Origin of the sequence: Actinosynnema sp. NPDC023587 (assembly GCF_040640215.1) — a bacterium.
In the GTDB taxonomy this organism is placed as follows: Bacteria; Actinomycetota; Actinomycetes; order Mycobacteriales; family Pseudonocardiaceae; genus Actinosynnema.
The window spans coordinates 90,772-101,717 of sequence record NZ_JBFABG010000018.1 but is presented as its reverse complement, the minus strand read 5'-3'; the positions used below and the strand labels follow the sequence as shown (position 1 = coordinate 101,717).

10 protein-coding genes are annotated in these 10,946 nt (G+C 72.3%); 3 read left to right on the top strand and 7 right to left on the bottom strand.

Features of this window, described 5'->3' with window-relative positions; all coding sequences use genetic code 11:
* Positions 1-96 precede the first annotated feature (96 nt).
* Positions 97-1,455 (bottom strand): Pup--protein ligase, encoded by a 1,359-nt coding sequence (gene pafA / locus AB0G01_RS31710; protein ID WP_360953325.1) that lies wholly within the window; start codon positions 1,453-1,455, stop codon positions 97-99.
* Between the two features lie 80 nt (positions 1,456-1,535).
* On the opposite strand from pafA, the gene AB0G01_RS31705 reads away from it, so the two are divergent.
* Both AB0G01_RS31705 and AB0G01_RS31700 read left to right on the top strand, forming a co-directional pair.
* Positions 1,536-2,963: a phosphatase PAP2 family protein gene (locus tag AB0G01_RS31705; RefSeq protein WP_360953322.1), complete on the top strand. Its 1,428-nt coding sequence runs from the start codon at positions 1,536-1,538 to the stop codon at positions 2,961-2,963.
* Between the two features lie 78 nt (positions 2,964-3,041).
* Positions 3,042-3,947, top strand: a complete 906-nt coding sequence (locus AB0G01_RS31700; RefSeq protein WP_360953319.1) for a helix-turn-helix domain-containing GNAT family N-acetyltransferase — start codon at positions 3,042-3,044, stop codon at positions 3,945-3,947.
* Positions 3,948-4,049: 102 nt separating this feature from the next.
* On the opposite strand, the gene AB0G01_RS31695 is transcribed toward AB0G01_RS31700, so the two are convergent.
* Positions 4,050-4,367, bottom strand: coding sequence for a hypothetical protein (locus AB0G01_RS31695; RefSeq protein WP_360953316.1), 318 nt, complete (start codon positions 4,365-4,367; stop codon positions 4,050-4,052).
* 192 nt (positions 4,368-4,559) lie between these two features.
* On the opposite strand from AB0G01_RS31695, the gene AB0G01_RS31690 reads away from it, so the two are divergent.
* Positions 4,560-4,799: a hypothetical protein gene (locus AB0G01_RS31690; RefSeq protein ID WP_360953313.1), complete on the top strand. Its 240-nt coding sequence runs from the start codon at positions 4,560-4,562 to the stop codon at positions 4,797-4,799.
* 57 nt (positions 4,800-4,856) lie between these two features.
* On the opposite strand, the gene prcA is transcribed toward AB0G01_RS31690, so the two are convergent.
* The 5 genes from prcA to AB0G01_RS31665 all read right to left on the bottom strand — a co-directional run bounded on the left by prcA (position 4,857) and on the right by AB0G01_RS31665 (position 10,926).
* Entirely contained in the window at positions 4,857-5,699 is an 843-nt protein-coding gene (prcA, locus tag AB0G01_RS31685) for a proteasome subunit alpha (RefSeq protein WP_360953310.1), read from the bottom strand.
* 35 nt (positions 5,700-5,734) lie between these two features.
* Positions 5,735-6,586: a proteasome subunit beta gene (prcB, locus tag AB0G01_RS31680; protein ID WP_360953307.1), complete on the bottom strand. Its 852-nt coding sequence runs from the start codon at positions 6,584-6,586 to the stop codon at positions 5,735-5,737.
* Between the two features lie 35 nt (positions 6,587-6,621).
* Positions 6,622-6,816 (bottom strand): ubiquitin-like protein Pup, encoded by a 195-nt coding sequence (locus AB0G01_RS31675; protein ID WP_360953331.1) that lies wholly within the window; start codon positions 6,814-6,816, stop codon positions 6,622-6,624.
* Positions 6,817-6,901: 85 nt separating this feature from the next.
* Positions 6,902-8,395 (bottom strand): depupylase/deamidase Dop, encoded by a 1,494-nt coding sequence (dop, locus tag AB0G01_RS31670; RefSeq protein ID WP_360953304.1) that lies wholly within the window; start codon positions 8,393-8,395, stop codon positions 6,902-6,904.
* 53 nt (positions 8,396-8,448) lie between these two features.
* The gene (locus AB0G01_RS31665; protein WP_360953301.1) at positions 8,449-10,926 is read right to left on the bottom strand and encodes an FtsX-like permease family protein; all 2,478 of its coding nucleotides are present in this window, start codon (positions 10,924-10,926) and stop codon (positions 8,449-8,451) included.
* Between the last annotated feature and the right edge of the window lie 20 nt (positions 10,927-10,946).

Below are 10,946 nucleotides of genomic sequence, written 5' to 3'. Positions count from 1 at the left end.
ACTACAACACCCGACGAGCCCACAGCGCCCTCGGCGGCCAGCCACCCATCACCCGACTGACCACCTAAGTGTCAACAACGTCACGAGTCAGTACATCTAGAGCGAGGAGATCAGCCGCTCCACCCGCTCGTCCACCGCGCGGAACGGGTCCTTGCACAGCACGGTGCGCTGCGCCTGGTCGTTCAGCTTGAGGTGGACCCAGTCGACGGTGAAGTCCCGGCCGGCGGCCTGCGCGGCGGCGATGAAGTCACCGCGCAGCTTGGCCCGGGTGGTCTGCGGCGGGGTGTCCTTCGCGGCCTCGATCTCGCCGTCGTCGGTCACCCGGTCCACCTGCCCCTTGCGCTGGAGCAGGTCGAAGATGCCCCGGCCGCGCCGGATGTCGTGGTAGGCGAGGTCGAGCTGGGCGATCCGCGGGTTCGACAGGTCCATGTCGTGCTTGGCCTGGTACCGCTGCATCAGCCGGTACTTGATGGCCCAGTCGATCTCGCGGTCGATCTTGGACAGGTCCTCGGCCTCGACCGCGTCCAGCGTGCGGCCCCACAGCTCCAGCACCCGCTCCGCCATCGGGTCGGGTGCCCGCTTGGCCACGTGCTCCACGGCCCGCTCGAAGTACTCGCGCTGGATGTCCAGCGCGGAGGCCTCCTTGCCGCCCGCGAGGCGCACCGTGCGCCGGCCGGTCAGGTCGTGGCTGATCTCGCGGATCGCGCGGATCGGGTTGTCCAGGCTGAAGTCCCGGAACTGGACGCCCTGCTCGATCATCTCCAGCACCAGGTTCGCGCTGCCCACCTTGAGCAGCGTGGTCACCTCGGACATGTTCGAGTCGCCGACGATGACGTGCAGCCTGCGGTAGCGCTCGGCATCGGCGTGCGGTTCGTCGCGGGTGTTGATGATCGGGCGTGAGCGGGTGGTGGCGCTCGACACGCCCTCCCAGATGTGCTCGGCCCGCTGGGACAGGCAGTACACCGCGCCGCGCGGGGTCTGGAGGACCTTGCCCGCGCCGCAGATCAACTGCCTGGTCACCAGGAACGGCAGCAGCACGTCCGCGATCCGGGAGAACTCCCCGGCGCGCGCGACCAGGTAGTTCTCGTGGCAACCGTAGGAGTTGCCCGCGGAGTCGGTGTTGTTCTTGAACAGGAAGATGTCCCCCCCGATGCCCTCGTCGGCGAGCCTGCGCTCGGCGTCGACGAGCAGGTCTTCGAGGATCCGCTCACCAGCCTTGTCGTGCGTGACGAGCTGGACGAGGTCGTCGCACTCCGCGGTCGCGTACTCGGGGTGCGACCCCACGTCCAGGTAGAGCCGAGAGCCGTTGCGCAGGAAGACGTTCGAGGAACGGCCCCACGACACGACCCGGCGGAACAGATAACGCGCGACCTCATCCGGGGACAGCCTGCGCTGCCCGTGGAAGGTGCAGGTCACCCCGAACTCAGTCTCAATGCCGAAGATCCGCCGCTGCATCCCTCAACAGTAGGCGCATTCGGTGATTTCCTCAGTGATCCAATCGGGCGGCACGCGGATTTCGCGGATAACGTTCCAGTGTGCTCCGACGAGTGAACCGCCTGGACCAAGCCCTGATGGAGCGTTGCGGGATGCTGCCCGCCACGCCCGTCGACCAGGGCATGAAGAGTTTGTCGAAGGCCGCGAACCACAGCGTGCTGTGGCTGGGGGTGGCGGGCGTGCTGGCCCTGCGCAAGGGCCGACCGCGACGCGCCGGCCTGCGCGGCCTCGCGGCCATCGCCGGTGCGAGCGCCAGCGCCAGCCTGGTCGCGAAACGCCTGTTCCCCCGCCGCCGACCAGCGGCGGAACTGCTGGCCGTGCCCCGCCGGCTGACCAAGCGGCCGACGTCGTCGTCGTTCCCGTCCGGGCACGCCGCGTCGGCCGCCGCGTTCACCACGGCGGTCGCGATGGAGTCGCCCGCGCTGGCGGCGGTCGTCGCGCCGATCGCGGCGGCGGTGGCGTACTCGCGGGTGCACACCGGCGTGCACTGGCCGTCGGACGTGGCCGCCGGAGCCCTGATCGGGGTGGGTGCCGGCCTCCTGACCAGGCGTTGGTGGCCGCTCGGGCGGGACGAGCCGGCGTCCGCGCGGGAGTACGCCGCGCTGGAGGCGCTGGAGGACGGCGAGGGCCTCGCGGTCGTCGTCAACCCCAACTCGGGGGTGGGCGGCGACCCGACCGAGGACATCACCCGGGAGTGGCCGAAGGCCCGGATCGTGTCGATCGAGGACCTGGACACGATCGTCGAGGACCACCACCCGAAGGCGATCGGCGTGGCCGGTGGCGACGGCTCGGTGGCCGCCGTCGCGGCGGTGGCGGCGGCGAACCGGCTGCCGCTGGTGCTGGTCCCGTCCGGGACGCTGAACCACTTCGCCCGCGACGTCGGCCTGACCGGCCTGGACGACACGGCCAGGGCCGTCGCGGCGGGTGAGGGGGTGCTGGTGGACCTGTCGGCGGTGACCGTCGACGGCGAGGGACCGCGCTGGTTCGTCAACACCGCGTCGCTGGGCGGCTACCCCGACATGGTCCGGCTCCGCGAGAAGCTCCAGAACCGGTGGGGCAAGTGGCCGGCGGCGGCGATCGCGATGGCCGAGGTGCTGCGCACCTCCCAGCCGTTGCGGGTGGAGCTCAACGGCGAGGAGCACCTGGTGTGGATGCTGTTCGTCGGCAACGGCCCGTACCGGCCGAAGGGCTTCGCGCCCACCATGCGCCCGGCCCTGGACCGGGGGTTGATGGACGTGCGGTACATCCGCGCGGACACCCGCTTCTCGCGGGCGCGGTTCTTCATCGGCGCGTTGCTGGGCTCGCTGAACCAGAGCCGCACCTACCAGCACCTGGAGACCCGCAGCCTGGACGTGAAGGTCCGGGACGGTCGCGGGGTGGCGATCGCGACGGACGGCGAGGTGGGCCCGACCGGCTCCACCTTCGCGTTCCGCGCCCGACCGGCGGCCCTCGCGATCTACCGGCCGTAACCCGCGCCTGACGACCGGCGACGCGGCGAGACAGGCATATGGTTGACCCGGTCAACGGTTCAGTTGAGGGAGTCAACCATGTCGGTCGCGGAGATCAGGGCGTTCAACCGCTTCTACACCGGGGTCATCGGTCTGCTCGACGGCGCGTACCTCAGCTCGCCGTATTCCCTCACCGAGGTCCGCGTCCTGCTGGAACTGGTCTCGGGCACCCCGGACGTCAAGGGCGCGCTCGGCCTGGACGCCGGCTACCTCAGCCGCATCCTGGGCCGCTTCGAGCGCGAGGGCCTGATCACCCGCTCCCCCTCCCCCGAGGACGCCCGGCGGCACGTCGTCGCGGTGACCGGTCGCGGCCACCAGGTGTACGCCGAACTGGATGAACGCTCGAACGCCGAGATCGGCGCGCTGCTCGACCGCGTCCCCGAGTCCGACCGGGCCGCCCTGGTGGCCGCGATGACCCGCATCCGCCGCATCCTGACCGACACCCCGCGCGCCTACCGGCTGCGCCCGGTGCGCCCCGGTGACCTCGGCTGGGTCGTGCACCGGCACGGCGTCCGCTACGCCGAGGAGTACGCCTACGACGGCACGTTCGAAGCGATGGTCGCCCGGATCGCCGCCGACTACGTCCTGAGCCACGACCCCGAGCGCGAGGCGGCGTGGATCGCGGAGGTCGACGGTGAACCGGTCGGCTCGATCTTCTGCGTGCGCGGCGACGCGGAGACCGCGCAACTGCGCATGCTCCTGGTCGAACCGCAGGCACGCGGCCTGGGCATCGGCAAGCGCCTGGTCGAGGAGTGCGTCCGGTTCGCCACCCGGGTCGGTTACCGGCGGATGACGCTCGCGACGGTGGCCGAGGTCGAGGTCGCGCGGGGTATCTACCGGCGTGCCGGGTTCGAACTCGTCCGGAGCGCCCCGGTGCGCAAGTGGGGCAAGGACGTCGTGGAAGAGACGTGGGCGCGCGAGCTCGGACCGACGAGTCCGGCGTAGTCGCGGGTGCCGGCGCACGAGAGCGGCCGGACCACGTCCCGGCGGCGGTGCGCGTGCCCGACGTGCGGTGAGGCCCGGCTCCGGGGGACACCGGGCCTCACGTCATCCCGCTCGCCTGGCGATCAGCGCCACGAGCCCGAGCAGGCACAACTGCCCGGCGATCAGGCCGACCACCGCCCACGCCGGGAAGTCCGGCGGGACCAGTCGCAGCGTGAGACCGGGGCCGACCAGCACCCCGACCGCCGCTGCGGCGTGCGCCGCGGTGGTGAGGAGCCGGGCCGTGTGGCGGGCGGGTACTGCCACCTCCACCGAGAACCCGGTCTTCACCACGCGGATTCGTGCGGCGGGCGTGGGGTCGTCCCCGCCCGCGATGCTCCCGGAGGCGGGTTCGCCCCGATCCGGTTCTGCCGCAGTGCTCATCTCGAACGTCCTCTCGCTGTTGCCGGCCGGTCCCCCGGACCGGTCCGACAGCGACAGCGCGTTCGACGACCACCTAATCGTGCACGCTGGGCACGTCTACCGCAAGGTTCTGACACATTTTCACCACCGAATCGGTGGCTCCTCCGCACCTGCCCTGGCATACTCGGGTCATCGCGGACGAGAGGAACACCCATGTCGACCGAGCGGAGCGCCGAGCGACCGGCGGTCGTGGACCGGGTGAACGTCGCGCTCATCGCCGAGGCGGTGGAGGCGATCGGGAAGCTCCAGGAGCGCACCGGGCTGAAGAAGGTCGACCTGGTCAACCGGGCGCTGCTGATCTACGAGTTCGTCGACGCCGAGCTGCGCGCGGGCAACCAGGTCGTGCTGCGCGACCCCGAGGGGCGCGACCAGCTCGTCAAGATCTTCCTCTGAGCACGCGACAGGCCCCCGGTGAGCGAGAACCGGGGGCCTGTCGCGTGCTCGGGACGGCTACTTCTGGTCGTTCGGCGGGAGGTCCACGTCCGTCACGGCCTTCTTCTTGCCGCCCTTGGCCGGGGCGTCCGCAGGCACGTCGGCGGCAGGTACGTCGGCTGCGGGCACTTCGGCTGGGGGCGCGTCGGCCGGGGCCACGGCGGGCAGCAGCGAGGTCAGCGCCGCGCCGTGGATGCGGCGGAACGCGCGGTGGGGGCGGTCGCGCTCCAGCACGGCCACCTCAAGCTTGGGCTGGTCGAGCAGGTCCGGCTTGCCGTTGCCGGTGCTGGTGCTGCCCGCGCTGAGCGCCTTGACGGCCACCCGCAGCGCCTCGGCCAGCGGCAGGTTCTCGGCGTAGGCGTCCTTCAACGCGGTGCCGGTCGCCTCGGCCTGGCCACCCATCACGACGTACTGCGGCTCCTCCACGATGGAGCCGTCGTAGGTCAGCCGGTACAGCGTGTCCTGCTCCGGGGTACGGCCCACCTCGGCGACGCAGATCTCCACCTCCAGCGGCTTGATCTGCTCGCTGAACACCGAGCCGAGGGTCTGCGCGTACACGTTGGCCAGGGAACGACCCGTCACGTCGCGCGGGTCGTTCTGGTAGCCGCGGATGTCGGAGAACCGGATGCCCGCCTGCCGCAGGTTCTCGAACTCGCTGTAGCGGCCGACCGCGGCGAACCCGATGCGGTCGTAGATCTCCGAGACCTTGTGCAAGGTCGCGGAGGGGTTTTCCGCCACGAACAGCACGCCATCCGCGTAGCGCAGCACGACGACGCTGCGCCCGCGCGCGATGCCCTTCCTGGCGTACTCCGAGCGGTCCCGGAGGACCTGCTCGGGTGAGGCGTACAACGGCATCGTCACTGGTGCGACTCCTGGTGTCGACGGGTGGGGAGAAGTCAGCCCGCGGGGCTGGAGCGACGGGATGCGACCACGGCTTCGGCGATCGCGGCGGTCCGCTCGTCGGGCAGGTGCGCCGCGCCGGCGGCGGCCGTGATCGTGACCACGGTGGGGTAGATCTTCCGGACGATGTCCGGCCCACCGGTACCCGTGTCGTCGTCCGCCGCGTCGTAGAGCGACTCGATCGCCGCCCGCACGGCCGCGTCGGCGTCCGCGTCGGGGTTGTAGAGCTTCTTCAGCGCCGACTTCGCGAACAGCGAGCCCGAGCCCACGGCCTGGTAGCCGAGCGACTCCTCGTACCGGCCGCCGGTCACGTCGTAGGACACGATCCGCCCGGCGCGGTCCGGGTCGGCCGCCTCGGTGTCGAAGCCCGCGAACAGCGGGACCACGGCCAGACCGGCGAGCGCGGCGTCCAGGTTGCCCTTGATCATCGCGGACAGCCGGTTGGCCTTGCCGTCCAGGGACAGCGACACGCCCTCGATCTTCTCGTAGTGCCGCAGCTCGACCGCGAACAGCCGGACGATCTCGATCGCGATGCCCGCGGTGCCCGCGATGCCCACCGCCGAGTAGTCGTCGGTGACGAAGACCTTCTTCATGTCGCGCTGGGCGATGGTGTTGCCCATGGTGGCCCGCCGGTCGCCCGCGAGCACCACGCCGCCCTTGTAGGTCAGCGCGACGACGGTGGTGCCGTGCGGGGCCTGCACCACGGAGCCCTCCGGGTAGCGCCGCGCGGACGGCAGCAGCTCGGGGGCCTGGGCGCGGAGGAAATCGGTGAACGACGACGACCCCGGCCGCAGGTAGGCCGGGGGCAGCGACGCGGCCGGGTGGTGCCCGGTCGAGCTGTGGTCCATGGGTGTGCTTTTCTCCCTACTCCAGCCGGAGGCTGCTACTCGCCGCCCTTTTGCACGTACGCGCGGACGAAGTCCTCGGCGTTCTCCTCCAGGACGTCGTCGATCTCGTCGAGGATCGCGTCCACGTCCTCGCCGAGCTTCTCCCGACGTTCCTGGCCGGCGGCGGTCGCGCCGTCACCGCCGTCGTCGCCGTCACCGCCGCCTTGCCGCTGGACCTGTTCCTGGGCCATGTCGACCTCCCCGCTCATCCGGTCCTCGTGACCAACCCTACCCATCGGGCACGACATCGTGCGCCTGCCACTCGCGTGGCGTTGATCAGCCGCGGGTGAGCGCCTCGACCAGTTGCTCCGCGGTGTCCGAGGCCTCCAGCAGCGCGCCGACGTGCGCCTTCGTGCCGCGCAGGGGCTCCAGCGTGGGGATTCGGACCAGCGATTCACGGCCCAGGTCGAAGATCACCGAGTCCCACGACGCGGCGGCCACCGAGGTCGGGTACCGCTCCAGGCACCGGCCCCGGAAGTACGCGCGGGTGTCCTCCGGCGGCGCGAGGACGGCGGCGCGCACCTCTTCCTCGGCGACCAGGCGCTTCATCGAGCCGCGCGCGACCAGCCGGTTGTACAGGCCCTTGTCCAGCCGCACGTCGGAGTACTGGAGGTCGACCAGGTGCAGCCGGGGCGAGCCCCAGGCCAGGCCGTCCCGGGCCCGGTAGCCCTCCAGCAGGCGCAGCTTGGCGGGCCAGTCGAGCCGGTCGGCGCACTCCTGCGGGTCGCGGCCCAGCGCGTCGAGCACCTCGCCCCACACCCGGAGCACGTCGCGGTCCCCGGTGCCCTCCTGCTCCACGAACCGCGTGGCGCGCTCGTGGTAGGCGTGCTGGAGGTCCAGGCCGGTGAACTTCCGGCCGCCGGCCAGCTCGACCTTGGTCTTGAGGGTCGGGTCGTGGCTGATCTGGTGCACCGCGCGGACCGGTTCGAGCAGCCGCAGGTCGTCGAACCGGCGGCCCGCCTCGATCATGTCCAGCACCAGCGAGGCGGTGCCGACCTTGAGGTAGGTGGAGTACTCGGCCAGGTTCGCGTCACCGATGATGACGTGCAGCCGGCGGTACTTGTCCGCGTCGGCGTGGGGCTCGTCGCGGGTGTTGATGATGCCGCGCTTGAGCGTGGTCTCCAGGCCGACCTCGACCTCGATGTAGTCCGAGCGCTGGGAGAGCTGGAAGCCCGCCTCCTCGCCGGACGGGCCGACGCCGACCCGGCCGGAGCCCACCACGACCTGGCGGGACGCGAAGAACGGCGTCAGGCCGGAGATCACCGCGGTGAACGGGGTGCTGCGCTGCATCAGGTAGTTCTCGTGGGTGCCGTAGCTGGCACCCTTGCCGTCGACGTTGTTCTTGTAGAGCTGGAGCCGGGGCTGGCCGGGGACGGTGGCGGCGCGCATGGCCGCCTCCTCCATGATCCGCTCCCCCGCCTTGTCCCAGATCACCGCGTCCCGCGCGTTGGTGACCTCGGGCGCGGAGTACTCCGGGTGCGCGTGGTCGACGTAGAGCCGCGCGCCGTTGGTCAGGATGACGTTCGCCGCGCCCAGGTCCTCGACGTCGCCGTCGCCGGGGTGGCTGCCGGGAGCGCCCAGGTCGAAGCCGCGCGCGTCGCGCAGCGGCGATTCGACCTCGTAGTCCCAGCGCGCGCGCCGCGATCGCGGTATGTCGGCGGCGGCCGCGTAGGCGAGCACCACCTGTGTCGAGGTGAGCACCGGGTTGGCCGTCGCGTCACCCGGCACCGCGATGCCGTACTCGACCTCGGTTCCCATGATCCGCCGCATAGTGGGCAGCCTACGGCGTGACACCGACATTTCGCGGGGGTCGCGGTCACGTTTCACCCAGCGGCCAGTCCCGCCGCCGGCCGGATGCGGGACGCGCCGCGGGCGGGCCCGAACGCCGCGAGCACCGCCAGCACGACCACGCCCGCCCCGCCGACCAGCAGCGGGACCAAAGCCGCGCCGGGCAGCGCGTACACGCCCACCGCGAGCAACGTCAGCTCGGCGTAGACCAGCCCGAACAACCCGCCGCCGAGCACGCCCACCAGCGACAACAGCACCGCTTCGGCGATCACCCCGCCTTGCAGGCCGCCCTTGGTGACGCCCAGCGCGCGCCGGAGCGCCATCTCCTTGCGCCGTTCCTGCACGGAGATCGTCAGCGCGGTGCCGATCCCCGTCACGGCGACCGCGACGGACAGCCCCAGCAGCACCATCAGCATCGTGATCCCCAGGTCGAGGTACCGCTGGTTCTGCGCGTTCGTGTCGACCTTGGTCCGCACCAGCACGGTCGGCGCGGAGCTCAGCGAGGCGCGCACGGCGTTCTGGAACGTCGCGGGGTCCGCGCCCGGTTTGAACGCGACCAGGATCTTCGACGCGGGAGCCAGTTCCGGGTCGGGCAGGATCACGTCGGCGTGGTCCACCAGCGTGTCCGGTACGGAACCGGCGTAGGTCGCGGTGCGCGACCCGCCGGGCAGGCCCTCCACCGTGACCGGCTGCCCGACCGCCGCACCCAGGGATTGCGCGGTGTGCTCCTCCAGCAGCACCGCGCCGGCGCGGAAGTCGGGCCGGTCAACGCCCTGCGCAGCCAGCCAGTCGCGCATCCGGTCGGCGTCCACGCCGGCCACCCGCGTGGTGTACCGCCCGCCGAGGGCGTCGGCCTGGCTGCCCGTGGTGGTGTGCATGACGACGCTGCCCGCCACCTCGGGCCGCGCGGTGGCGGCGGAGGCGGTCCCGTCGAGCGCGCGACCTCCCGCGTCGGAGATCACCGCGTCGGGCCGGGGCGCGTTGCTGTACTCGTCCTCCAGGTTCTGCGCCGAGCCGACGGTGACCGCGAAGTAGGTGACCATCGCGGCGGCCAGCAGCAGCGGCATGGCGACCGACGCGGAGCGCTGCGGCACCCGCCGCACCTCGGCTGCGGCCAGCTTCCACTGCGCGCCGCCGAACCGGCTCGCCGCCGAGCCGAAGACCCGGCTGAGCGCGGGCACCACGACCGGCCCGAGCACGCCGAACAGGCCCGCGACGGCGGTGATGCCGGAGAACAGGATCAGGAAGATCGCCAGGACCGAACCCTTGGCGAGCACGCCGAGCACCGCCACGACCGCCGCCGCGACGACCAGGACCAGCCCGAACACCCGGCGGCGGCGGACCACCGAGCTGTCCGGCGTCGCGCCTTCGGACGTGCGCAGCGCGGCGAGCGGCGAGATGCGGGCGGCGGCGAGCGAGGGCCGGACCGCGGCGAAGGCGCTGAGCAGCGCGGCCACCAGGACCCCGAGCAGCAGGTAGCCGGCGGAGGGCAGCAGCGACGGGCTCAGCTCGACCGCGCCCATCATCGTGGACAGCCCGGTCGCGTCGAACAGGCGCGCGAGCAGCCACCCGACGGACCCGCCGAGCAGCGAGCCGACCAGTCCCGCGACCGCGCCGGTGAGCAGGGCCTCCAGCAGGTTCGCCCAGACCAGCGGGCCCCGGTGCGCGCCCAGGCAGCGCAGCAGGGCGGTGTGCTTCTGGCGTTGCGCGTACACCGCCCGGAACGTCGCCGACGCCACGAACACGGAGGTGGCCAGCGCGAGGATGCTGAACGGCAGCAGCACGAGGGCCAGGTCGTCGCTCGCCGGCTCGTTCCGCACCGCGTTCGCCGCGTCGACCCGCGTGGTCGTGCCCGCCGCCTGCGCGACGGCCGCCGCGTCACCGCCCAGGACGTGCAGGGCCCGGTAGACGGGCTCGCCGCCGAGCTTGGCGGCGAGCCCCTCCCCCACCACGAGCGAGGACTGTTCGCCCTGCGCGCCGCGCTTGGTGATCCCCCGGACCACGACGTCGAGCGGCTTGCCGGCCGCGTCGGCGATCCGGATGCCCGCGCCGGGGTGCAGGTTGTGCCGGTAGGCGGTGACCCGGTCGAGCGCGACCTCGCCATCGCGGGAAGGCGGGCGGCCCTCCTCGATCGGTACCCGGCGCAGCCCGTCGCGGTCCGGCTCGACGTCGGCCACCGCGCGGGAGCGCGCGTCCACCCGGCCGTCGGTGAGCAACAGGTCGACCTCGACCGTCCGGACCGGCACGACCTCGCGCACACCGGGCACGGCGGCCACCCGGTCGGCGGTCGCCTGGTCGAGGGTCGGCGCGGTGCGCGGCAGCACGCGCACGACGTGGTCCACGCCGGAGGGGACGACCGGCGCGCCGTCGTTGGTCGCCTCGACCATGGCGTCGCTGAGCATCAGCGCGGCCAGGAGGCAGGCGACGCCGACCACCAGGGCGACGCCGGGCAGCACGGCCCGGCCGGGTCGGTTGCGGAACTCGGCCACCGCGAGCCGCAGGGATGTGGGCACAACTCCTCCTCGTGACGCGA